Source organism: Spirosoma foliorum (genome assembly GCF_014117325.1).
Classification (GTDB): Bacteria; Bacteroidota; Bacteroidia; order Cytophagales; family Spirosomataceae; genus Spirosoma; species Spirosoma foliorum.
The window spans coordinates 5,691,659-5,715,618 of record NZ_CP059732.1 but is presented as its reverse complement, the minus strand read 5'-3'; the positions used below and the strand labels follow the sequence as shown (position 1 = coordinate 5,715,618).

20 protein-coding genes are annotated in these 23,960 nt (G+C 47.6%); 18 read left to right on the top strand and 2 right to left on the bottom strand.

Features of this window, described 5'->3' with window-relative positions; all coding sequences use genetic code 11:
- Positions 1-122 precede the first annotated feature (122 nt).
- Entirely contained in the window at positions 123-644 is a 522-nt protein-coding gene (locus tag H3H32_RS24200; protein WP_182458168.1) for a GNAT family N-acetyltransferase, read from the bottom strand.
- A gap of 79 nt (positions 645-723) precedes the next feature.
- Here H3H32_RS24200 and H3H32_RS24195 point away from each other — a divergent pair, with 79 nt between their 5' ends.
- The 14 genes from H3H32_RS24195 (at position 724) to H3H32_RS24130 (ending at position 17,610) form a co-directional block, all read left to right on the top strand.
- Complete coding sequence (locus H3H32_RS24195) at positions 724-1,311, top strand: Maf family protein (protein WP_182458167.1); 588 nt, start codon at positions 724-726, stop codon at positions 1,309-1,311.
- An 18-nt stretch (positions 1,312-1,329) separates the two neighbouring features.
- Positions 1,330-2,886, top strand: coding sequence for an alpha-amylase family glycosyl hydrolase (locus tag H3H32_RS24190; protein ID WP_182458166.1), 1,557 nt, complete (start codon positions 1,330-1,332; stop codon positions 2,884-2,886).
- Between the two features lie 65 nt (positions 2,887-2,951).
- Entirely contained in the window at positions 2,952-3,119 is a 168-nt protein-coding gene (locus H3H32_RS24185; RefSeq protein WP_182464466.1) for a DUF433 domain-containing protein, read from the top strand.
- A gap of 294 nt (positions 3,120-3,413) precedes the next feature.
- Positions 3,414-4,496, top strand: a complete 1,083-nt coding sequence (locus H3H32_RS24180; protein ID WP_220472560.1) for an efflux RND transporter periplasmic adaptor subunit — start codon at positions 3,414-3,416, stop codon at positions 4,494-4,496.
- A 22-nt stretch (positions 4,497-4,518) separates the two neighbouring features.
- Positions 4,519-7,731 carry an efflux RND transporter permease subunit gene (locus tag H3H32_RS24175; protein WP_182458165.1) on the top strand — a complete coding sequence of 1,071 codons (3,213 nt, stop codon included), beginning with the start codon at positions 4,519-4,521 and terminating at the stop codon, positions 7,729-7,731.
- A 131-nt stretch (positions 7,732-7,862) separates the two neighbouring features.
- Entirely contained in the window at positions 7,863-9,299 is a 1,437-nt protein-coding gene (locus tag H3H32_RS24170; protein ID WP_182458164.1) for an efflux transporter outer membrane subunit, read from the top strand.
- A 97-nt stretch (positions 9,300-9,396) separates the two neighbouring features.
- Positions 9,397-9,972 (top strand): hypothetical protein, encoded by a 576-nt coding sequence (locus H3H32_RS24165; RefSeq protein WP_182458163.1) that lies wholly within the window; start codon positions 9,397-9,399, stop codon positions 9,970-9,972.
- A gap of 171 nt (positions 9,973-10,143) precedes the next feature.
- A complete protein-coding gene (locus tag H3H32_RS24160) occupies positions 10,144-11,076 on the top strand; it encodes a M20/M25/M40 family metallo-hydrolase (protein ID WP_182458162.1) in 933 nt (310 codons plus the stop codon).
- A 61-nt stretch (positions 11,077-11,137) separates the two neighbouring features.
- Positions 11,138-12,571, top strand: a complete 1,434-nt coding sequence (locus H3H32_RS24155) for an arylsulfatase (RefSeq protein WP_182458161.1) — start codon at positions 11,138-11,140, stop codon at positions 12,569-12,571.
- Between the two features lie 69 nt (positions 12,572-12,640).
- Positions 12,641-13,564: an aspartate carbamoyltransferase catalytic subunit gene (locus tag H3H32_RS24150; protein ID WP_142775283.1), complete on the top strand. Its 924-nt coding sequence runs from the start codon at positions 12,641-12,643 to the stop codon at positions 13,562-13,564.
- Between the two features lie 53 nt (positions 13,565-13,617).
- On the top strand, positions 13,618-13,806 hold the full coding sequence (locus H3H32_RS24145) for a type II toxin-antitoxin system HicA family toxin (protein WP_182458160.1): 189 nt from the start codon (positions 13,618-13,620) through the stop codon (positions 13,804-13,806).
- Between the two features lie 21 nt (positions 13,807-13,827).
- Positions 13,828-14,046, top strand: coding sequence for a type II toxin-antitoxin system HicB family antitoxin (locus H3H32_RS24140; protein ID WP_182458159.1), 219 nt, complete (start codon positions 13,828-13,830; stop codon positions 14,044-14,046).
- A 158-nt stretch (positions 14,047-14,204) separates the two neighbouring features.
- Positions 14,205-16,076 (top strand): CocE/NonD family hydrolase, encoded by a 1,872-nt coding sequence (locus H3H32_RS24135; protein WP_182458158.1) that lies wholly within the window; start codon positions 14,205-14,207, stop codon positions 16,074-16,076.
- A gap of 430 nt (positions 16,077-16,506) precedes the next feature.
- Positions 16,507-17,610: a vWA domain-containing protein gene (locus H3H32_RS24130; RefSeq protein ID WP_182458157.1), complete on the top strand. Its 1,104-nt coding sequence runs from the start codon at positions 16,507-16,509 to the stop codon at positions 17,608-17,610.
- Positions 17,611-17,695: 85 nt separating this feature from the next.
- On the opposite strand, the gene H3H32_RS24125 is transcribed toward H3H32_RS24130, so the two are convergent.
- Positions 17,696-18,730: a phytanoyl-CoA dioxygenase family protein gene (locus H3H32_RS24125; protein ID WP_182458156.1), complete on the bottom strand. Its 1,035-nt coding sequence runs from the start codon at positions 18,728-18,730 to the stop codon at positions 17,696-17,698.
- Between the two features lie 198 nt (positions 18,731-18,928).
- On the opposite strand from H3H32_RS24125, the gene H3H32_RS24120 reads away from it, so the two are divergent.
- The 4 genes from H3H32_RS24120 (at position 18,929) to H3H32_RS24105 (ending at position 23,951) form a co-directional block, all read left to right on the top strand.
- A complete protein-coding gene (locus H3H32_RS24120; RefSeq protein WP_182458155.1) occupies positions 18,929-19,606 on the top strand; it encodes a uracil-DNA glycosylase family protein in 678 nt (225 codons plus the stop codon).
- Positions 19,607-19,893: 287 nt separating this feature from the next.
- Positions 19,894-20,301, top strand: coding sequence for a hypothetical protein (locus H3H32_RS24115; protein WP_182458154.1), 408 nt, complete (start codon positions 19,894-19,896; stop codon positions 20,299-20,301).
- Between the two features lie 595 nt (positions 20,302-20,896).
- Positions 20,897-21,367 carry a carboxypeptidase-like regulatory domain-containing protein gene (locus H3H32_RS24110; RefSeq protein ID WP_182458153.1) on the top strand — a complete coding sequence of 157 codons (471 nt, stop codon included), beginning with the start codon at positions 20,897-20,899 and terminating at the stop codon, positions 21,365-21,367.
- Positions 21,348-23,951, top strand: a complete 2,604-nt coding sequence (locus tag H3H32_RS24105; RefSeq protein WP_182458152.1) for a SusC/RagA family TonB-linked outer membrane protein — start codon at positions 21,348-21,350, stop codon at positions 23,949-23,951. The genes H3H32_RS24110 and H3H32_RS24105 overlap by 20 nt, the downstream gene beginning before the upstream one ends.
- Positions 23,952-23,960 lie beyond the last annotated feature (9 nt).

Here is a 23,960-nt window from a genome sequence, read left to right as displayed (position 1 = left end):
ATGGACTGGTTTAAGTGAACAAACGATAAACTGATTCCGACACGATTAGTAACGATTTTCGGATAAAGCTTTAATTATAAACTAATTAAAGTGTTAAAATAACAGGCAAAAATACCAACCTCCTAATTATCTAATTGTTTCTCAAGCCAGAAATCCCGCTGACGCTCGGTGCCAAACTGGAAATAATGAAACCCGAATTTTCTGAAACCGATTTTTTCATAGAAGGCCATTGCGCGGGCATTCCGCTCCCAAACTCCCAGCCAAACAGCAGTATACCCTTGATTTCGCGACCAGTCCAGACAATGTTGCATCAGTATACGCCCCTGCCCTTGGCCAATCTGATTTTGCAAAAGATAAATGCGTTGAATTTCAATAGCGTTTCGGTCGGCCATTTTCCGGGGAGGGGCGTGTTTGCGTAGTTTCGCGTAGCCAACAAGCTCTCCATCACCTGATTCGAGCAGAAAAAAAGTAGACCGATGATCGGCTAATTCCGCTTCCATAATGGGAACGCTCATAGCCGATTGAACGTATTCTTCCACGAGTTCGACAGGGTTGTGAGGTGGACCAAAAGCCTCACGCATAGTGGTAATAGCCAGCTCCGTTATCGCGGCTGAATCAGAAATAGTAGCGAGTCGAATGGTCATAGTTACAAATAAGCAATCAACCAATATACGCAGAAACCTTCATTTTTAGGTTAATTTTGCACTTCGTCTTTCTGCCTACATGCTCACATTACGCTATCCACTCGTGTTGGCTTCGGGATCGCCCCGACGCAAACAACTGATGACCGATGCCGGTTTTTCGTTCACCATCGAAACTCGGCCTACCGACGAAATCTTCCCCGAAACCATGCCCGCGAATGAGGTTGCCGAATATCTGGCTCGTCAGAAAGCGGATCAATTTATGCCGGATTTGGGCAATCGGATTATTCTTTGCGCCGATACGGTTGTGATTCTAGACGATCATATCATGAACAAGCCCCAGGATGAAGCCGATGCCCAGCGAATGCTTCGAGCTTTGTCTGGACAAACGCATCGCGTTCGAACGGGGGTTGCCATTCTTGCTCCCGGCACCAACGGCGAACCTCAATTAGATTCGTTCACGGACGAAACAAGGGTACAATTTGCCCCGCTTACCGACAGTGAAATTGCCTATTACATCAAGGAATGTAAGCCATTCGACAAAGCTGGATCGTATGGTGCACAGGACTTTATTGGCCTGGTGGGCATCGAACGACTGGAAGGTTCGTTTTATACCGTGATGGGTTTACCCACACACCGGGTTTATCAGGCCCTGAAACTATTTAGCTAGTAAGCTAGTCTGTAAAGAATGACCGCTGCAAACTCTGCTCAAGCCAATACAACTTTAGCGCCTATCCAGTCCAGCCCAGTTCCTGTCGGACAAACAGGTGTTCACTACGAGATTTTCGTCCGTTCGTTTGCCGACTCCAATGGCGATGGTATTGGTGACCTCAACGGTATTACCAATAAGCTCGATTATTTGAGCGACCTCGGGGTGTCAGCCATTTGGCTTATGCCCATCAATCCATCACCCAGCTACCATAAATACGATGTGACGGATTACTACGGCATCGATCAGGAATATGGCACGCTGGACGACTTCAAACGACTGATTTCCGAAGCGCATCAGCGAGGCATTGCCGTTATTATTGACTTAGTATTACACCATACCAGTATTCAGCATAAGTGGTTTCAGGAAGCCTCCAAAGGGCCGGATAATCCCTATTGGCATTACTACAAATGGCTAACGCCCGCTGAAATTAAGGCCCGAAAACTAGCTACTCGGGACATTACTGCCGATTCGGGCGAGAAAAATCCCTGGCATTCGGTTCGCGGGGCTAACTATCCTGAACAATATTATGGGATGTTCTGGAGCGGCATGCCCGATCTGAATTTTGATCACCAGCCCGTTCGGGACGAGTTTTTTAACATAGCCCGCTACTGGCTCAATGAGGTGGGAATAGATGGGTTTCGACTGGATGCCGCCCGCCATCTCTATCGTGAAGCCGAAGAACCTAAAAATCACGAGTTCTGGCAGGAGTTTGGAAAAGTCGTTGAAGCGGCCAAACCGGGAGCGTATACCGTTGGCGAAGTCTGGACACGCCCAGAACGGATTGCGCCCTATTTCAGAGGGTTGAAAGCCAACTTCAATTTTGACCTTCAATTGGCGATTGCCGAGATTGTAGGTAAGGAAAACGATACCGAAGATTTAGTGGAGTTTCTGCTATATGTTCATAAGGCATTCGGCAACGTAAATCCCAACTTTATTGATGCCTTGCTGCTATCCAATCATGATCAGAACCGCATTGGCAGTTTGCTAAAGGGCAACCTCGACCAATTGAAAGTAGCGGCTAGCCTCTTGCTTACGCTGCCGGGTTTACCTTACCTGTATTATGGTGAGGAACTTGGCATGCTTGGCATGAAACCCGACGAATACATCAGGGAACCGTTTCTGTGGGATGTTCGCGCTCGAGATACACAGCGTACTCGTTGGCGTCGGGGAAAATATAGCACCAGCCAAACGGTTCACCCACTGGCTCAGCAGCTAAGCGATCCTGATTCGCTGGTCAATCATTACAAACGCCTGATTCACTATCGAAACAGTCACCCAATTCTGACGAATAATATCAGTAAGCTTTTACCGTCCGGCATTCGGCAGAAAGGGATTGTTGCGTTTATGCGTCAGGATGCCAGTGGTGGCCCCTGCGTTCTGTTGATTCACAACCTGACCAAAAAGCCTATTGAGGTGGTCTTTTCTCCCGGTGAGGAATGGTGTCGTTGCATCGTATTTGAGACAAAACCGGGTGGCTCGTTCCTGAATAGCCGAGTTACCGTGCCCGCTTACGGATGTGTTGTGGTTGAGTGAGGACCATTGTGAATACGTTCTTCCTACCTTAACTTTACTAAAATAGGAACTCATGCTAATTCACCATTGACCCCGCCATCTGTCACGGGAAACCCACTATCCGCGGATCGAGATTACTCGTTACAGCTATTCTGGAGTTGCTGGTCAGTGGAATGACATGGAACGAAATTCTGGCAGATTATCCTAGCTTGGAGATCGATGACATTCAGGAGTGCCTGAACTATGCAATTTAGATAGCTCTTTCCGCACCCCAAATCGCCTATTCATCCAGGCAATTTGGGGATTCAACTTGTTTTTAATCCCCAACTAATAACCCACGGTGGCTTTTGTAATGTTATTGAGTATCCGATGAGGATACGAATAGATTATGAAAGCGTTTCGAAAGCATCCACAATACACTACGAATTGCCAATGGGCTATGCTTCTGTTGGCCGGAATCTGTCTAACAGCCTGTAGCAGCTCCGACAAAAAAAAAAGGCGGTCAGACGGACTCGACCGCCTTAAAACAGCCTAAAACGTACTCAGTATTGACGCTCGCTCCTCGTAAGGAGGTTCTCTACGTCGATTTTCCCGCCATCATTCAGGGAGAACAGAATGTTGAAATTCGTCCCAAAGTGGATGGGTTTGTCGAGGCTATTTATGTGGATGAAGGCGCAACGGTCAAAAAAGGGCAACGGCTCTTCCGCATTAATGCCCCTCAGTATGCCCAGGACGTACTGACTGCTCAGGCGGGTGTCCGAACAGCGCAGGCCGATGTCAGTTCGGCTTTGTTGGCCGTTAATAAAGTCCGTCCTCTGGTTGAGAAAGACATTATCAGTCCCTATGAGCTGGAAACAGCTCAATATACACTAGCCTCCAAAAAGGCTGCTCTAGCTCAGGCGCAGGCTGCTCTGGCCAATGCCCAAACCAACTTGGGCTACACGAATCTGGTTAGCCCCGTTAGTGGCGTCGTTGGGTCGATACCGTACAAGATCGGAAGTCTGGTGACCAGCACGACAACTAATCCGCTAACGACGATTTCGGGCATCAGCGAAGTATACGCTTATTTTGCCCTGAACGAAAAACAGTTACTCGATTTCACCCGTGATGTGAGCGGCAACACGCTTCAGGAAAAGCTGGCTAAGTTGCCCGACGTTATACTTCTATTAGCCGACGGATCGACGTATAATTACAAAGGTCGAATCAAAACGGCTATTGGTCAGATTGATACCCAAACGGGCTCCAGTAATTTCCGCGCTACATTCCCTAATCCGCAAGCACTCCTGCGCAGTGGCAACAGCGGTACCGTTCGTGTTCCTCGCACCATCGACTCGGCGCTGGTAGTTCCCCAAAGTGCCACCTCCGAGCTTCAGGACAAACGATTCCTCTTTGTCGTCGGGAAAAATAACATCGCCAAAACTACTGCCGTAACCGTGACACCCACACCCGACGGGCAATACTTCGTTGTTCAGAGCGGGCTAAAAGCGGGCGATAAAGTTGTGCTCGACGGAGGAACGGGTCTGAAAGACGGCGCATCGATTAAGCCGAAGCCTGCTTCGCCAGCCAGCGTCTATAAAACGACAGCCCCCAATACAACAACCGCTGCGACCGACACAAACACGGACTTGTAAGTTATTCTCAACAACCTGCCTTATGCTTCGCATATTCATAGAACGTCCGGTATTAAGTACCGTCATTTCGGCCCTGATTGTCTTGTTGGGCATTCTGGGCATGGTCAAGTTGCCTATCGCTCAATACCCCGATATTTCGCCACCAACCGTACAGGTTTCTGCTAGCTATAGTGGTGCCAACGCCGATGTCGTGCTCAAAAGCGTGATTGTGCCGCTGGAAGAGCAGATTAACGGCGTAGAAGGCATGACCTACATGACCTCGTCGGCAACCAACGATGGGGCCGGTAGCATCAGCATTTATTTCGCCGTGGGTACCGACCCTAACCAGGCTGCAGTGGACGTACAGAACCGGGTTTCGGCAGCGACGAGCCTGTTGCCGCAGGAAGTTACGCAGGCTGGCGTAACGGTTCGGAAACAGCAAAGTAGCAACTTGCTGATTATGTCGATCTATAGCGATAATGCAGCTTACGATCAGACATTTTTGCAAAACTATGCCGCCATCAACGTTATTCCCCAACTCCAGCGGGTGAATGGCGTGGGGGCCGCCAACGTGTTCGGATCAGCCAAAACGTACTCCATGCGAATCTGGCTCAAGCCCGACGTCATGTCCATTTACGGGATTACTCCTGCCGATGTATCAACGGCTCTATCAGACCAAAATGTGGATGCGGCACCCGGTAAATTCGGCGAAAATGACAACCAGACTTTCCAATACGTTATCCGGTACAGTGGCCGATTGCAGTCTACACAACAGTTTGGGGATATTATCATCAAAACAACCGGCAATGGGCAGTTGCTGCGACTTCGGGATATTGCCCGGATTGAGCTGGGCTCGCAGACGTATACCAGCTTTACAAGCACCAATGGCAAGCAGTCGGTGGGTATTTCGGTGAGCCAGACGCCCGGTTCCAATGCGCGGGATGTGATCAACAACTCCAAGAAGGTCATTGAGGCTGCCGCCAAATCTTTCCCGGCAGGGGTTCATTTTGTCTATTTGGTCGATATCAACCAGTTTCTGGATGCATCGATCAGCAAAGTGTTACACACGCTGCTGGAATGTTTCGCGCTGGTGTTCCTCGTGATCTTCATTTTCCTGCAGGATTTTCGCTCGACCATCATTCACGGCGTTTCGGTGCCAGTGGCCATTACGGGTACGTTTTTCTTCCTGTATCTGTTTGGTTTCAGTATTAATCTGCTCACGCTGTTTGCGTTGGTGCTGGCCATTGGTATTGTGGTGGATGATGCCATTGTGGTGGTCGAGGCCGTTCACTCGAAGCTGGAAAGCGGCTATAAATCACCCCGTAAAGCGGCCATTGACGCCATGAGTGAAATCTCGGGCGCTATCATTTCGATTACGCTCGTGATGGCGTCGGTGTTTCTGCCCGTAACATTTATCACAGGTTCTGCGGGGGTGTTTTACAAGCAGTTTGGTATTACGCTGGCCGTCGCCATTATTATTTCGGCGGTCAATGCCTTAACGCTTTGCCCGGCGCTGGCGGCTCTCTTCCTGAAACCACCGCAACATGCCGAAGGCGAAAAACCTAAAGGGTTATTACAACGCTTTGGGGTTGCCTTTAATGCGGGTTATGATTCCCTAACGGCCAAATACACCAGGTCGGTCACATTTCTGTCGGCCCGGAAATGGTTGGCACTTATCGGTATTGGGTTGTTTGGCGGACTGTTTTACACGCTGTTCAAAACCACGCCTTCCAGCTTCGTGCCGAAAGAAGACATGGGCAGTATTTTCGTCAATATCACGCTTCCCCCAGCTTCGTCAGTCGAACGAACTACGGCTATGGCCGATCAGGTCGATTCCATCGTGCATACGATCCCCGAAGTGCAAAACAGTATGCGTACGCTGGGGCAGAATTTCGTGGCGGGTAACGGGAGCGCCTATGGGCTGATTATCGTCCGATTAAAACCCTGGGATGAGCGTCCCGGCGTTAGCGACGACGACGTCATCAAGCTGATGAAACAGAAAACAGCCAACATTCGGGATGCTGAGCTTGTCTTTATCCAACAGCCAACCATTACGGGATTTGGAACGAGTGGCGGCTTTACCTTTCAGCTACAGGACAAGGGCGGCCATACTACCGATGAGTTCTATAAGGTGACGCAGAATTTCCTGGCCACGCTGAACAAACGACCTGAAATTCAGTATGCTACCACCTCATTCAATCCCAACTTTCCACAGTATCAGCTGGATGTAAATGTGGCTAAATGTAAAGAAGCGGGCATTACGGTGGGCGATGTGCTCAATGCGATGCAGGTCTTCTACGGCAGTTCGTACGTATCGAACTTCAATGAGTTTGGCAAGCAATACCGCGTTATCATGCAGGCTGATACAAACTACCGGTCAAACCCCGCCGGACTAAACAAAATAGCCGTGCGAACGTCGGCGGGTACAATGGCTCCGATCACTGAGTTTATTACCCTGAAACGAATCTACGGCCCAGAAAGCGTTTCTCGTTTCAACCTGTTCTCGTCGATGTCGGTCAACGGGTCTCCTAATTCGAACTACAGCACGGGGCAGGCTTTACTGGCGATTCAAGAAGTGGCAACCCAAACGCTCCCGGCGGGTTATGGTTTCGAGTATTCGGGCATTAGTCGGGAAGAACAGAACGTGGGTTCGCAAACGCTGTATGTTTTTATTCTGTGTCTGGCCTTCGTCTATCTGCTGTTAAGCGCACAATACGAAAGCTATTTACTGCCGTTTGCGGTCTTATTCTCCTTACCAGTTGGCTTATCAGGCGTGTATGTTTTTGCCCGGCTTTTCGGGTTAGACAACAACATCTACATGCAAATCTCGCTCATCATGCTGATTGGTTTGCTGGCTAAGAATGCCATCCTGATTGTACAATTCGCCGTTGAGCGAAGGCAGACCGGAATGGAACTGCTGGAGTCGGCGATAGAAGGCGCCAAAGCTCGTTTACGACCAATTCTGATGACCTCATTTGCCTTCATTTTCGGTTTAATGCCGTTGATGTTTGCCAGCGGTGCCGGTGCTCAGGGAAACCGTTCGATTGGGACGGGTGCCATTGGTGGGATGCTCTTCGGTACGTTACTCGGGGTATTTTTTGTACCAACGCTATTTGTCATTTTTCAGGGTTTACAGGAAAAAATAAGCGGGCCACCCACCCAACACGACCCTGATGATGAGGACGATGAGCCCGAGAAAATTGATGATAAAAAAGCTCATTCAGGGAAAGAAGCTATCAAGACGGTTAGCACTTAGCAAGATTAAGTGATGAGATTGTACAACGGAGTACCACTCCGTTGGCCCGTTAGGGCAATTGGACTCCACAGGCTTTGGCCTGTCGGCCTAACGGAGTATCACTCCCTTGTACAGTAAAGCAGCTAGATACCATGAATACGAAAAATATAAATCTGGGAATAACACTGCTACTGGGGACCATTCTGGCTTCCTGTAGCGTGACCAAACCCTATGAAAGACCGGGCCTGACAACCGATAAGCTCTATTGGGGTCAACAGACGACCGATTCGACCACGTTGGCGAGCTTGCCCTGGCGGCAGATGTTTCCGGACACCATTCTGCAAGGGTTAATTGAACGGGGGCTGGCCAATAACCTGGATCTCAAAATTGCGATCGCCCGTATGCAGGCGGCCGAAGCCAATGTGTTGCAAAGCAAGCTGGCGTTTTTTCCAACGCTTAGTACCAATGCGGGTTTTACGCTCTCCAAATCATCATCGGCGCAATTGCGGGCGTTGAATATCAGGAATGCCGATGCCGGATCAAGTACGGTAAGCACCACGTCTATTCCGACAATTAAGCAGTACTCGCTGACCGCCAGTACGAGTTGGGAGGCCGATGTATGGGGGAAACTGCGGAGTACAAAACGGGCTTATGTAGCCGCTTATCTGCAAAGTGAAGCCTATCGACGCGCTGTACAAACACAATTGATTGCCAACATCGCTAACGGCTATTATGCGTTGCAGGCCTATGACAGGCAGCTAAAAATCACGCTGGAAACGGTCGACAACCGAAAGACGGACGTTGAAACGATGAAAGAGCTGAAAAAAGGCGCAGTAGTCACAGGAGCCGATGTTGTGCAGAGTGAAGCCAACCGATATGCGGCCGAAGTGACGCTACCGGATATCCGCCAGAATATTCGACAAACCGAAAATACATTAAGTCTATTGTTAGCCATGCCATCCGACAGTATCCCACGAATGCAGTTGGATACGGCATCAACACCATCCCTGCAAACGGGACTTCCAGCTCAATTGCTAAGTAACCGCCCTGATGTGCAGGAAGCGGAATATAGTTTCCGCAATACCTTCGAATTGACCAATGTAGCCCGAACCTACTTCTACCCAGCCCTCACGATTACCGGTACGGGTGGTTTTGCAACAGCGAATACATTGACTGGCTTCTTTGCCGGAACCTTCTATGGAAGTCTGATTAGCGGCCTGACTCAACCTATTTTCAATCAGGGCATTAACCGACAGCGGCTTAACCGCGCTCAGGCTGCACAAGCTGAAGCTTACTACACCTATCAGTCAACGTTGCTAACGGCTGGTCAGGAGGTGTCGAATGCGTTGTATTCCTACCAGATGGCGGTTGATAAAGCCAATACGCGTAAACAGCAACTTGCCGCTTTACAAAAGGCTGTTTCTTACACAAAAGAACTGCTCAAATACACGGCCAATACAAACTACACCGACGTATTGACTGCTGAGCAAAACCTGCTGTCGACTCAACTAAATGGCGTTAACGACCGATTGCAGCAACTTCAGTCAGTTGTAACGCTCTATCGGGCTTTGGGTGGCGGCTGGCGCTAAGAACAAAAAAGCCGCATACTTTAGCAACGTTTAGGCCAAAACAGCGGTACATGAAGATAGTCAATAGTGACGAATTGCCTTTAAATCAACGAAAATTATGAAAAACGCACTAATTATGCTCGGCCTATTGGTCGGTATTGGATTGTATCAACCCAGCCACGCACAGGTAAATGTCAGCGTCAATATCGGAAGTCAACCCATCTGGGGGCCAACCGGCTACGACTACGTAAACTATTATTACCTGCCCGATCTGGATATCTATTACAATGTTCCCCAGCAACAGTGGATTTATTTCGACGGCGGGCGATGGATTACAACATCCGTATTGCCTCCCCGTTATAGCAGCTACGATCTGTACCGGATGCACAAAGTAGTTATCAACGATAACCAGCCCTATCTACGGAATGCTGTTTATCGGAAGCAGTACGCATCGTTCAAAGGTCGTTACGACCAGCAACCCATCCGCGATAGCCGTGATTCGAAATATTATGTAATCAACAATCACCCGATGCACAATCAGGTAGCGAATCGGGGCGCACGTCCAGGTGGTAATCCGGGGCGTATGAACGGTCAACAACCAGGGCGAAGTAATCAGCAACCAGGTCGAGACAGAGGTCAGCAGGGAGGACATCCCAATCGACCACAAGGTGAAGGCAGTCGTGGGCCACGCTAAGGCATAAATTCACCGATTAACTCTTAACCTTCAGATGATGCGAACTTATAGTTGCATCATCTGAAGGTTTTGTTTTCAATAAAAGCTATTCATCGGAGGGGAAGCCCGTCAAATCTATTTTCTGGATAGCTTTGTGCCCATACTGACTTATGTTGGTGCTATAGTCTATTCATGAAAAAACAATTTCTCTTTCTTCTCATCTTACTGACAAGTCCATTATTTGCTCAGGAACCTTCAGCAAGGCGTATTATAAAACACATCAATACACTCGCTTCCGACAAGATGCAGGGACGCGGAACGGGTAGTCCAGAAAATGCCAAAACCGCTCGCTACATTGAAAAACACTTCAAAAAATATGGCCTAAAGCCGCTGGGTACTGATGGCTATTATCAATCGTTTACGGCTAAAGTTCGGCGGGTAGTTGTGCCGGATAGCCTTCGAAAAGCAGCCAATGTGATCGGTTTTTTAGATAACGAAGCGCCTTATACGATTGTCGTTGGAGCCCATTATGACCATCTGGGATTAGGGCGACAGGGGAGTTCGCTGGATTCATTGCCACAAGGCAAAATTCATAACGGGGCCGACGACAACGCGTCGGGTGTGGCTGGCTTGCTAGAGCTGGCTCAGTATTTCGCAAAAAACGGCGTAAAAGAGTCCTACAACATTCTATTCATGGCCTTCGGAGCCGAAGAGTTGGGCTTGCAAGGTTCCCGCTATTTCCTGAATAACCCGACACTACCACTCGACAAGTTAAATTTCATGGTGTGTATGGACATGATTGGTCGCTATAATCCCGAACGAGGTATTGGAATTGGTGGTTACGGCACCAGCGATACCTGGCCAATCGTGTTCAAAGGCGCCGAAAGTTCCATCAAGTTCTTCACCGATCGGGCAGGCAACGGCGGGTCTGATAACGCGGCTTTTTATGCCAAACAAATTCCGGTCTTGTTTTTCCATACAGGCGGCCATCCCGACTATCACAGACCCTCCGACGACCCCGAAAAAATTGACGCAAACGCAGAAGAAGCGATTCTTAAATTGGAAATCAAGCTATTAGAAAAGGCTATGCAACAACCTAAAATGACTTTTACCGCAGTCAAGTAAGGCAAGCGGCAAATAGGCTTTTAGGCAGTAGTAAGTGCCTTTTCTGCTTTACGGATACGTTATGAACAGACTTATTTTGCTTATCATCAGCACACTTGTTGCCCTATATAGCCAGGCACAAACACGTCCTGCCAATCGACCTAATATTGTCTTTATTCTGGCCGATGACCTCGGTTATGGGGACATAGGTATCAACGGGCAAAACCTGATTAAAACTCCAAACATTGACCGGTTGGCTGCCGAAGGCATGCAGTTTCCGCAATTTTATGCAGGTACATCGGTATGCGCGCCGTCGCGGGCTTCTTTGATGACGGGGTTGCATACGGGTCATACGTACATTCGGGGTAATAAAGAGATCAAACCCGAAGGCCAACAACCCATTGCCGATTCGGTTACGACAGTTGCCGAACTTCTGCAACGGGCGGGTTACGCAACGGCAGCCTTCGGGAAGTGGGGACTGGGACCCGTCGGCTCAGAAGGCGACCCGAATAAGCAGGGCTTCGATCAGTTCTATGGCTACAATTGTCAGGGACTGGCGCACCGATATTACCCCGATCATCTCTGGAACAACAGCCAGAAAGTTGTGCTGACGGCGAATGAGAATTTACGTCAGATGAAGGAATACGCGCCAGACCTGATTCAGAAACAGGCACTGGCCTTTCTGGACAATCGGAAGACCAGTCAACCTTTTTTCCTATTCCTGCCCTATATTTTACCTCATGCAGAATTGGTTGTTCCCAATGACAGCATCTTTCAACATTATAAGGGAAAGTTTGCCGAAAAGCCTTATGTAGGAGCCGACTATGGTCCTGATGCGAAAACCGGTGGGTATGCCTCCCAAGCGTATCCACACGCTACGTTTGCCGCCATGGTTGCCCGTCTCGACCTCTACGTTGGTCAGGTGATGGCTAAACTGAAAGCGAAAGGATTGGATAAAAATACCCTTGTGATTTTTACCAGCGACAACGGTCCACACGTTGAAGGCGGAGCTGATCCAACATTCTTTAACAGCAGTGGTGGTTTCCGGGGCGTCAAGCGCGATTTGTACGAAGGAGGTATTCGGGAACCTTTCATTGCTCGCTGGCCTGGCGTTGTTAAAGCCGGTAGTCGGAGCGATTTCGTCGGGGCTTTTTGGGACGTACTCCCCACGTTTACCGAATTGGCTGGCGCGCAAACACCGGGTCGCGTGGATGGGCTTTCGTTTGTACCAGCGCTGACAAGTAAAGGGCCTCAGAAAAAACATGCTTATCTGTATTGGGAGTTTCACGAAAATGGGGGCCGACAAGCCATCCGCCGGGGCGACTGGAAAGCCGTTCGATTACAGGTTTCCAACAACCCAACAGGCCCGGTTGAGTTATACGACCTCTCGAAAGACCCCGCCGAAAGTCACGACGTGGCAGCCAAGAATCCCGAAAAGGCAGAACAGCTCGGTCGGCTTATGAACGAATCGCATGTTGAATCATCGCTGTTTCCGCTTATCCGATTGCGAGAATAAAGTATTGCCCGACTGCTATCTTTAACTGACTAGACCTATCTTTGCCCAATTTATAGTTATACTAGTCTTATGGCCCAATCCCTCAGTGTCCGCCATTTGGTGGGTATCAAAGACCTGACAGAGTCTGACATTCAGCTTATTCTGGAAACGGCCAGTCAGTTTAAAGAAGTCATTAATCGGCCCATCAAGAAAGTCCCTTCGTTACGAGATGTGACGATTGCCAACGTTTTTTTTGAAAATTCGACCCGAACCCGGCTATCTTTTGAGTTAGCCGAGAAACGATTATCGGCCGATGTTGTCAATTTTTCGGCCTCGGGCAGTTCGGTTAAAAAGGGCGAAACTCTGCTGGATACGGTCAACAACATCCTGGCCATGAAGGTCGATATGGTAGTGATGCGCCACAGCAGCCCCGGTGCTCCTCATTACCTGACTAAACACATCAAAGCTAATGTAGTCAACGCAGGCGATGGCACCCACGAACACCCAACTCAGGCCCTTCTCGACTCCTTTTCGATTCGCGAAAAACTGGGCGACGTAGCCGGTAAACGTATAGCCATCATCGGTGACATTACGCACTCGCGGGTGGCTCTTTCCAATATTTTCTGCCTGCAAAAACAGGGAGCCGAAGTGATGGTATGTGGTCCCAAAACGCTCATTCCAAAATACATCGAAGCGCTCGGCGTGAAAGTTGGGCATGATGTGCGGGCAGCTTTAGCCTGGTGCGATGTAGCAAACGTACTTCGCATTCAATTGGAGCGGCAGCAAATCAAATATTTCCCCTCGTTGCGGGAATACTCGCTCTATTTCGGTATCTCGAAACAGATGCTTGATGAACTGGACCGCCCCATTGTATTAATGCACCCAGGCCCTATCAACCGGGGAGTTGAATTGACCTCTGATGCTGCCGATTCATCGCACTCCATCATCCTCGATCAAGTCGAAAATGGCGTGGCCGTCCGGATGGCGGTACTGTATTTGCTGGCGCAGTTGTAAGGTTAATTGATTGATTTTTATCCGTAACTTTATTGAGTCTTCTGCCTATGGCGATGAAAGTCAAAGAGATTATCAAGCTTTTAGAAGAAGATGGATGGTATCTTAAACGGCAAAGTGGAAGCCACCGCGTTTATCGACACCCAACGAAATTAGGTATTGCTGTGGTTCCAGATCATGGTTTAAACAAAGAACTCAAACCAGGTACAGAACAATCTATTTTAAAACAAGCCGGTTTAAAATAGTAACTAATAAGTCATTTCATTATGCAATACGTTGTTATTATTGAAGAAACAGAAGGAGGAGGCTATTCAGCCTACGTGCCCGACTTACCCGTCTGCTTTACGGTAGGTGATACGCTTGATGAAGTGAAGACTAATATTAAATCAGCTATAGAACTATATCTGGAAGAAGCCCGCGAAACAGGAATGGTGTTACCTATGCCTAAAACTATATCAACTCTAATAGAGGTTCAGGCTGCCTAGGCGATTTTTCAGTATTACATACTCTAAAATATACTGTAGCTTATCAAGATCTAACACACGTCTAAAACAAAGCCGGATCGCTGCTAAAAGCGGTCCGGCTTTGTTTTATGCCCATAAATTCGCTACTTCACTGCCTTTCATCTCTACCAAACTAATTAATGAAACACCTTTCCTCTTTCGCAGGACGGCTAGTTGCTCTCGTCTTGTTTGTTGCTCACTATGCCCACGGTCAGGCGCAGGAAGACGTCCTCAGAAAACTACAGGAAATTGCCATCATTGAGCAGAAAATCATGATGCCCATGCGCGATGGCGTTCGGCTGGCAACCGATATTTACCGACCCAAAACCGACAAACCTGTCCCAATTATTTTCTCAAAAACGCCTTACAATTTCAACGCCTGGGGTGATGGTGAACTCCGGCAGAATTCATACGTAGCCGCGCTCGATGCTGTCAAACGGGGCTATGCGTATGTCGTGCAAAATGAGCGGGGCAAGTTCTTTTCCGAAGGTGACTGGGATATTCTCGGTCCACCAACGACTGATGGCTACGATGCTTTTTCCTGGATGTCGAAACAGCCGTGGTCGAATGGAAAAATCGGTACGTTGGGCTGTTCGTCTACTGCCGAATGGCAAATGGCGGTGGCCGCTTTAGATCACCCTGCACACGCGGCTATGGTGCCGATGAGCTATGGTGCGGGTGTGGGTCGTGTCGGGAAGTTTATGGAACAGGGCAACTGGTATCGGGGAGGTGCTCAGCAAATGCTCTTTACAACCTGGTTGTATGGCACACAGGTGGACAATTTTGCCCGCCCACTTTTCCCCAAAACGGCCAGTAGTGAAGACCTGACCCGTGTATCTCGCTTTTACGACTTAGCCCCCGAAATGCCGAAAGTCGATTGGGCGCAGGGCCTGAAGTTCTTGCCGGTTCAGGACATCATCAAAAATGTAAACGGAGCAAAGGGCGTTTACGAGAAAATGATTGTTCGGCAACCCAACGATCCGGAATGGTACAAAGGTGGCCTCTATCACGACAACATGCCTTTCGGCGTTCCCAGTTACTGGTTTGCGTCGTGGTATGATGTCTCAACCGGCCCTAATATCGAATTATTTAACCATGTTCGTAAAAACGCAACCGACCCCAACGTTCGGGATAATCAGTTCCTGGTCATTGCGCCTACGCTGCACTGTGCTTACAAACGAGCCACGGCCAATACGATTGTTGGCGAACGAAGTGTTGGCGATGCCCGTCTGGATTACGATGCGCTCACCTATGGCTGGTTTGATTACTGGCTTAAAGGCGAAGCCAATGATGTATTGAAAAATACACCCCGCGTTCGATACTACACGATGGGGTCGAATAAATGGCAGACATCAGACACTTGGCCACCCGCTACGTCCGAAATGACGACCTATTACCTATCCAGCGCAGGTCACGCCAATAGTTTATATGGCGATGGCAAACTCACGTCAAAGCCAGTGGGTAAAGACGAGAAGCCCGATTTGTTTGCTTACGATCCAGCCTATCCGGTTCCTTCCTATGGTGGTAATGTTTGCTGTACAGGAAGCGCCGTCCAAGGAGGGGCTTTCGATCAACACCAGATGGAAACTCGGCAGGATGTTCTGGTTTATACCACCGAACCTTTCACCAATGGGGTCGAGCTGACAGGGTCTATTGAAACGACGCTTTATGTGTCGTCGGATGCCAAAGACACAGACTTCACCGTCAAGCTAATTGACGTTTACCCTGATGGAAAAGCGTATAATCTGGATGAGACCATTCTGCGCGCCCGCTATCGGGATGGTTTTGATAAAACGGTCTGGATGGAAAAAGGGAAAGTGTATAAACTGACCTTAAGTCCCATGTCGACCAGTAATTATTTTGCACCTGGGCACAGCATTCGGGTTGAAGTATCGAGCAGTAATTTCCCTCGCTTTGACCGGAATATGAATACAGGCGGAGATAACTACAGCGAAACAAAAGGAGTAGTGGCTCACAATCAGGTGTTTCACTCGACGCAATATCCTTCGTAACTTCGATTGCCACTTGTGAAGAAGTAATGGTTTAGTATTGCTCGTTCGAATAGATTTCAGAGACAGACAAGCAGACGAACAAATCCGAGAAACGTACTGTTCTGTCAAGACAACATGTTTTCTACATCCTCGGTCTGTGTCCTCACCTAGAGTATGCACACATCTTTGATATTGGCGTAGCAGCCCCGTAAGGGGTGACCTGTCAATAGTTAGTTGGCTACATAAACAACCCCAAAGCGCCATAGGTGCGACCTTATTGGGTCCATTTAGGTCGCACCTACGGCGCTTTGGGATTGGAATAGGTCTATTTTCTATTAACAGGCCGCACCTATGGTGCTAGCTGGATAGCTTGAAAGATGTATACATACCAGACCGAGGATACAGGATATAAATAGAGTTTTGACCAATACCGATTTCACTCCTTAGCAATATGAAAGGCTTTCAATTTTCCGATTATGTGCCACCCGAACAGAAAGGAGGCAGCAACTTCGATAAACTGCTGAATATTTTTCAGCAACTCTTGTTGCTAACGTCTGGCGATGTAGAGCAAGCCATGTCGTGGATGAGTCAGCTTGATCGGCAATACGGCCTCACTGACGACAAATATGGCATCGGTAATTTCTTCGACGACCTGAAAGAGAAGGGTTATCTGACCGAAGACAATCAGGAAGGCAAAATCGTGATGACGCCCAAGAGCGAGCAAACGATTCGGCGGAGTGCACTCGAAGAAATTTTTGGTAAGCTCGAACGATCAAAGTCAGGTGGCAATCACAAGACACCTTATACGGGTACTGGTGATGAACTCAGCAGCGATCTTCGGTCCTACCAGTTTGGCGACACGCTGGAGCAGATTTCGATGACCGAATCCATCAAAAACGCGCAGATCAATAGTGGTGTAGATGAGTTTCGACTCATGGAACGCGATCTTGAAGTAACGGAGAAAGAGCAGAAAACGCAAACCTCAACCGTACTGATGATCGACATTAGCCACTCGATGATTCTGTACGGCGAAGATCGGATTACGCCCGCCAAGAAAGTAGCCCTGGCACTGGTCGAATTGGTGAAGCAGAAGTATCCAAAGGATACGCTCGATATTGTTGTGTTCGGAAACGATGCGTGGCAAATTCAGGCCAAAGAATTGCCCTATCTTGAAGTGGGTCCATACCATACCAATACGGTTGCCGGTCTGGAACTCGCGATGGATTTACTGCGTCGGCGGAAGAACAAGAACAAACAGATTTTCATGATTACGGATGGGAAACCAACCTGTCTGAAAGAAGGTATCAAATACTACAAGAACTCGTTCGGGCTTGATCGGAAAGTGGTGAGTAAAACCCTGACACTAGCGGCCCAGGCTCGTCGGCTGGAAATCCCTATCACCACGTTCATGATTGCCTCTGACCCATACTTGAAGCAATTTGTACAGGAGTTCACGAAGGTCAATAATGGGCGCGCTTATTACAGTGGTTTGCAGGGGTTAGGCAATATGATGTTCGAAGACTTTCAGCGAAATCGTCGGAAGAATATTAAGTAGTTGGCCTATCGCAAGAGTACAAAACAAAAAGTCGGGCTAAATGTCCGACTTTCTTCTTTATCTATGCCTGTAGTTGAAAACTGGTTTATAACTTTTCGCCCCCTTTAAATATATCTTCCTGATCGGGCATAATTGGATTAGCAAACACGTCGGCACCGTTCATGCTTCGCCGAATAGGTTCAGTTGTGGGACTCTGACGGTGGTGTTTATACGCCTTGATAGAGGAGTAGTGATTAACGAACGATTTGCGTGTTAATGCTGGATTTCGAATCGCATCTCCACCGTGGGCGAGGGCCGCATGCCATATCAAAACATCGCCTTTTTTAATAAGTAATGTCTCCCGTTTCAGGCCAAAATCCTCACATTTCTTATCCAGATAATTCGCGAAATCATTGGGGTTGTATTTCGACTGTCCATTGAAGAAAATACCTGTATTGCCGAAATCAAACTTCTTATTATATTGAGAACCAGGGTAATAGTATAATGGTCCAGAATCAATGTGAATATCTTCCATGGCAATCCAGGAGGCAGCTAGATGGCTGGGTACTTCCGATACTACGTAGGGGAAGTCCTGATGCGTTGCTTGCTGGCTTCCGTATTTAAAAAGCAAGCTCTGCATCGCAATAACCCGATCTGCAAATACAGCCTCCAGGAAGGTAATGATGTTTTCATGGAGCATGATTTTTTTGCCTAGCACAGAGTTATCATGGAAGTCCATAAATTTAATGTAGGGCCCATTAAGCACATCTTTGGGTACCTCATTAATAGGTAGTACTGGCCGTGCAGCATACTCAGGCAAATCGACTCGGACGAGAGTTTTATATTGCTTATGATTCTCGATAAGCTCTTCAACTTCGCTCCAGTACTGATCAATCCAGGCCGGATCAATTGCTTGTTTCAGAATAACATATCCATTTTTCTGCCAAAATTTTAATTTTTCGGCCAGATCATAAGGTACGTTTCTGCCTCGTTCGTATTTGCGAACGAACTGTTCAATGTCAGCTCCCGGTTTATCTAACCAAGGTAGTGTAGCTGGTTCAAATTCTTTTAGTGGTTGTGGGGCTGTTACCTGCTGAATACCTTTTTTAATGGAGGACTTTAGAGCATTAATAACATTCATAGGACTAAGTGTGTTTAATAGTTCTGGTATGAGGGAGGTATAAAAAGTTTATTTGTAATTGGGTGAATTACAGGATTATGGTTACTTGTAACAGCCCCAAATCTTCTACAAAAATATATTTTACCCATTTTCTTACAAGAGTCAGGTAAAGAATTATTCACCTATTATTCTTAAAGAAATTACTGTTCAAAAAGCAACATGCCTACCTTCGCCGAACAAGCAATTCCGTATTATAACACCCTGGTTGCTCCTGCTAATTTGCCAATTGATGTAAGTGCCATTAATCCCTATAAACAACCAGCGGTTCAGCGTATTGTCGAGGAGTTTTACGGCCGGTTTTTCAATGATACTAATCCACGTATTTTCGTGTTGGGCATCAATCCAGGGCGGTTTGGCTCTGGTGTAACGGGCATTTCGTTTACCACTCCTCAAAACTTGCGACGATACTGTGGTATTGAGAATGACTTCCGCGATACGCCCGAATTATCAAGTCGATTTATTTATCAGGTTGTCGAGGCATTTGGTGGAGCAGCGGCATTTTACGGGCAATTTTTCCTGACTTCGCTATTTCCGCTGGCTTTAACAAAAGGCGGGAAAAATTATAATTTTTACGACGACCGAGCAACCACTGAAGCACTTTGGCCTGCTATTACCGAAACCGTTCGAACACAGATTCGCTTTGGGTATAACCGAAACGTAGCGGTTTGTCTGGGCCGGAAAAACGAATCGTACTTACGTAAGCTCAATGACCAGCAGGGCTTTTTCGACCGTATCGTTACCCTCGATCACCCACGTTACATTCTTCAATACAAAACGAAAGATATGCCCATGTACCTGGAACGGTATATCACAACTCTACACGAGTGCGTTGCTTAAACACCAGGATTTAGCCCGGATATTGAGCGATTTTAGCTGACTTTTAGCGAGAATGACGGCCAAGTCTCGCCAGCAATGAACAGGGTGGAAGTACTTTCCTATGAGAAAGTGATTTCACCGACTGCCGCTCAGTAGATAATGGTCTTTTTTTAAAACCTATACATACATTCATCCGTATATATAGGAAAGCTACGCTAACTACGGAGTAAGTACATTAAAGACTCGTTAATAAGCGATTTATCCGATTAATAAACGGGCTTTAGACAATCCAAACCCTCTTTCCAGCAATGCACAATCCTACGCTACCATCTCAGTTTAGAACCTGGAATGCCTTCTATGAATGGCTTTTAGACCAAGGATTCCTTAAAGAGTCGACCGACGTTATTCAACTTGATAATTGTGGTTTAACTCCCCCTATACCACTCGACTTTGATCGGTGTTACTTGGAAAGACAGGTTAATCTGGAACTACGACAGGCGCTCCATGAGGAAACCTTTACGATTGATGAATTATATAAACTGAACAATGCCCTGCGCGTTTATCCTGGCAATGAGAGTTATAAAGAACTGAGACAAAAGATTGAGTCGCTGTTTCAAAAGAAATACCTTTCGAGTGTCCCAAGTCCGACCGAAGTTATTCAGCCACGCCAACAGGCAACGAGTCACCAATTTGAGTTGCTGTGGATTGAAGACTAGCCAGATTTAGATACCTAACATCCCGAATCGACTTGTAACTTAATTGGTTTAACAACTTGCAGATCGATTCGGAAACGGTTAACAGTTGGTCTTTATATTCCATAAATCGCCACAGAATGGGCGTAAACACGCTTGACTGGGTTTAGAAAAGGCATTAAACTATTGTATTTATAGTGGCGTAAGTTTCTCTATTTTAGAGAGTTACCACTAAATGCTATCTGAGCAAAGCAATAAGAATATACTTTTATTATCAAGCACTTAACGGAAATGTTAGGTGCTTTTTTAGTTTTTACGCTTAAGTGCTGGAGCGTAAATGATTCATCTTTCGCATTAGTACGTCCGGCCCCACTGATACTGGAATAGCCAGTCAAATCCCTCCCAAAAAGGCTATAGAAAATCGGCCAAAAATATTTTCGCATTAAAAAGAGGTTAATGCCTCTTTTCTGCGCTCTTACTAAATAAAGGTAACCGACAATTAAATCTCCAAAAAGTGATGGATTCGAAGGCGACAAATTCGTGGCCTTTCCTTCACCAGATGGAAGCGTTGTTGGCTATCAAGATTATCATTTTCCTAAAATTCAATCCTTAATCGTTTATGCACAAAATTCTCGCTAAAAAATGGCAGCGCGTGCTCTGTATGGGCTGCTTCCAGTTAGCTCTGGGTTCGTTTACAGTAAGTTACGGATCGCCTGGAAAGCTAACGAACGTCATTGGCCGAGGCCATCTGAATGTAGTAGAACAACCCACCGATCGGGCCATTTCGGGTACGGTCGCCGATGAGTCAGGGGTTGGTTTGCCGGGGGTATCGGTGTTGGTGAAAGGAACGCAACGAGGTACCGTAACGGATAAAGACGGCGTTTATCGGTTGACCGTTCCCGATGGGGCCGCTACCATAACCTTCAGTTTTGTAGGGTACACCTCTCAGGACGTTGCCATAAGCAATCAGGCAGTTGTCAACATTACGTTGAGGCCCGAAATGAAGTCGCTCGATGAGGTTGTGGTGGTAGGATACGGAACCGCCCGAAAAAAAAGATCTCACCGGCGCTGTGACGTCCGTTACGGCTAAAGATTTCAATAAAGGGAATTTCACTTCGCCTGATCAATTGATTCAGGGGAAGGTTTCGGGGGTACAGATTATCAACAACAGCGGTCAGCCGGGTGGAGCTGCTACGGTCAAAATTCGGGGAAATTCGGCCATTACGGGTAGTGGTCAACCCCTGTATGTAGTCGATGGGGTGCCGTTGGATAACCGCTCGGCCCGTCCTGGATTAAATGCCAATGGTCTGGGCAACACACCCGGTGGCAATCCACTGAACTTTCTGAACCCGGCCGATATTGCCTCGATCGATGTATTGAAAGATGCCTCTGCCACAGCCATTTACGGTTCTCGAGCGGCCTACGGGGTTGTCATTATCAATACCAAACGAGGGCAGACCGGAGCAGCAAAAGTTGATTTTGGATTCAATACGGGTGTTTCGACTATTTTCCGAAGAATAAATGTCCTGAATGCCGAGCAGTATCGAGAAGCCATAAAGTACTATGGAGTAAGCCCGTTAAATGATAAAGGTGGAAATGAGGACCCCTTTGGCTCTATTTTGCGAAAAGGCATCCAACAGAACTATACCGTTGCCATTAGTGGGGGAAATGAAAGCGGAAAGTACCGTATATCAGCGGGTTATCTGAATCAGGAAGGTATTATCAATAAAACGGGTTTCAAAAAATACACGGCGAATTTCTCGGGCAACCTGAAATTTCTGGAGAGCAAACGACTGGGAATAGACATGAACGTAAATTCCAGTCAGTACATCGAAGACATTGCCGCTATTACCAACGATGCCGGTTCGAATGGGAGCCTGATTGGGCACGCTTTACAATGGAACCCAACCGATTCGCTGCGGAAAGCAAATGGTAGTCTCAATATTAAAGCGGGTGCGGTAATCAACCCATTGGCGATGTCGGAGCTGTACAATGACCAATCGAAGGTAACTACCATTTTGGCCAGCATTTCGCCCTATTATAAGATTACAGACTGGCTGGAATATCGGATGCTATATAGTGTCAATTATAGTGCGGGCGGTCGCCGAACGTCGATCAATCAGGATATTAACATCTCCGCGACGCAAGGAAAAGGGTGGGCCAGCATCGGCAATAACGAACTCAGCACCCAGCAATTTACGCACACGCTGAACTTCAATAAAGACATTGCGCCGGACCTTAACCTCAATGCGCTGGTCGGCTTTGAGTATATGACCTTTGCCAACAAGGGCTCGGCTATGAGCGCGCTGGGGCCAGCGTCGGGGTTTGGTAATTACGGCCTGGACTACACTGACTACATCCAGTATTCGAACACAACTGGTCGTACCGTTTCGTCATTTGTTGATCCTACCTCCGAGCTTCAGTCTTATTTTGGTCGGGCAATTGGTAATTACAAAGATCGCTATCTGGTAACAGCTACCCTCCGTGCCGACGGTTCCAGCAAATTTGGTACGAACAATAAGTATGGTTACTTCCCGTCTTTCTCGGCGGCCTGGAACATCAGTAATGAGTCATTTTTCCACGTCAACAGCATCAATTCGCTGAAAATACGCGGTGGCTGGGGAAAAACGGGTAACCAGGAGTTCCCATCAGGCTCTTCGCAGGCTCGCTATTCGTTCACCGATAATGGCGGTCTTGGGCAGACCAATAACCCCAACCCGGACTTAAAATGGCAATCCGATAAGCAGTACAACATTGGTTTTGACGTATCGATGCTGAACAGCCGCATTTCGGCCACCGTCGATTATTTTAATAAAACCACCACCGATCTGCTGTTCCCTAGCCCGCCAATTCAGCCCGCTCCTCCAGGATCAGTTATTCGCTGGATCAATCTGGATGGCCGTATCCAAAACAAGGGTCTGGAAGTGGCCATCGATGGGGCCATTGTCAAAAAGGATAACTTCAGTTGGGATTTGAGCGCCAATGCCACCTTTATTAGCAACAGCGTATCCGGTTTAACTGCGCCCATTTTGACCGGGGCTTTGAATGGGCCAGGGTTGAGTGGCGTTTCGGTAGAAGTGATTCAGAATGGCTTACCCATCAATGCGTTTTATACACGCCGATATCTGGGAATGAATGAATCTACCGGCTTGGCTACCTATGAAGACGCGGGTAATACTTTTTTCTACGTAGGTAATCCAAATCCCAAAACCTTGCTAGGTCTCAGTACGACACTTCGCTACAAAAAACTCTCGCTGATTGCCAACATGAACGGCGCATTCGGGCAGGATATTTACAACAATACCAACAACGCCGTCATTAGTGTGGGGCTGCTTAACGGAGGGCGAAACATCGGCTTATCCTTATTTAGAGAACCTGTTAAGGAGTCGATTGCCAACCCGGTAACACCTTCTTCCCGCTTCATCGAAAAAGGAGATTACCTCAAAATGACGAACGCGACCCTTTCATATTCCATCGGTAACATCGCCAAAGTTATCCGGGGAGCAGCCGTCTATGTGACTGGTCAGAATCTGTTTGTTCTCACCAAATACACGGGCTTTGATCCAGAAGTCAATGTCAACAAAGCCATTAATAGTGTGCCATCGGTAGGCATCGATTATGCCGCGTATCCATCGGCTCGTACCATCACGTTTGGCGTCAATTTCTCGTTATAAACCCTTACG

What these genes read in the sequence shown, in the direction of transcription:
- H3H32_RS24200 (WP_182458168.1), bottom strand. Translation starts at nt 644, where the DNA reads ATGACCATTCGACTCGCTACTATTTCTGATTCAGCCGCGATAACGGAG.
- H3H32_RS24195 (WP_182458167.1), top strand. Translation starts at nt 724, where the DNA reads ATGCTCACATTACGCTATCCACTCGTGTTGGCTTCGGGATCGCCCCGA.
- H3H32_RS24190 (WP_182458166.1), top strand. Translation starts at nt 1,330, where the DNA reads ATGACCGCTGCAAACTCTGCTCAAGCCAATACAACTTTAGCGCCTATC.
- H3H32_RS24175 (WP_182458165.1), top strand. Translation starts at nt 4,519, where the DNA reads ATGCTTCGCATATTCATAGAACGTCCGGTATTAAGTACCGTCATTTCG.
- H3H32_RS24170 (WP_182458164.1), top strand. Translation starts at nt 7,863, where the DNA reads ATGAATACGAAAAATATAAATCTGGGAATAACACTGCTACTGGGGACC.
- H3H32_RS24165 (WP_182458163.1), top strand. Translation starts at nt 9,397, where the DNA reads ATGAAAAACGCACTAATTATGCTCGGCCTATTGGTCGGTATTGGATTG.
- H3H32_RS24160 (WP_182458162.1), top strand. Translation starts at nt 10,144, where the DNA reads ATGAAAAAACAATTTCTCTTTCTTCTCATCTTACTGACAAGTCCATTA.
- H3H32_RS24155 (WP_182458161.1), top strand. Translation starts at nt 11,138, where the DNA reads ATGAACAGACTTATTTTGCTTATCATCAGCACACTTGTTGCCCTATAT.
- H3H32_RS24150 (WP_142775283.1), top strand. Translation starts at nt 12,641, where the DNA reads ATGGCCCAATCCCTCAGTGTCCGCCATTTGGTGGGTATCAAAGACCTG.
- H3H32_RS24145 (WP_182458160.1), top strand. Translation starts at nt 13,618, where the DNA reads ATGAAAGTCAAAGAGATTATCAAGCTTTTAGAAGAAGATGGATGGTAT.
- H3H32_RS24140 (WP_182458159.1), top strand. Translation starts at nt 13,828, where the DNA reads ATGCAATACGTTGTTATTATTGAAGAAACAGAAGGAGGAGGCTATTCA.
- H3H32_RS24135 (WP_182458158.1), top strand. Translation starts at nt 14,205, where the DNA reads ATGAAACACCTTTCCTCTTTCGCAGGACGGCTAGTTGCTCTCGTCTTG.
- H3H32_RS24130 (WP_182458157.1), top strand. Translation starts at nt 16,507, where the DNA reads ATGAAAGGCTTTCAATTTTCCGATTATGTGCCACCCGAACAGAAAGGA.
- H3H32_RS24125 (WP_182458156.1), bottom strand. Translation starts at nt 18,730, where the DNA reads ATGAATGTTATTAATGCTCTAAAGTCCTCCATTAAAAAAGGTATTCAG.
- H3H32_RS24120 (WP_182458155.1), top strand. Translation starts at nt 18,929, where the DNA reads ATGCCTACCTTCGCCGAACAAGCAATTCCGTATTATAACACCCTGGTT.
- H3H32_RS24115 (WP_182458154.1), top strand. Translation starts at nt 19,894, where the DNA reads ATGCACAATCCTACGCTACCATCTCAGTTTAGAACCTGGAATGCCTTC.
- H3H32_RS24110 (WP_182458153.1), top strand. Translation starts at nt 20,897, where the DNA reads ATGCACAAAATTCTCGCTAAAAAATGGCAGCGCGTGCTCTGTATGGGC.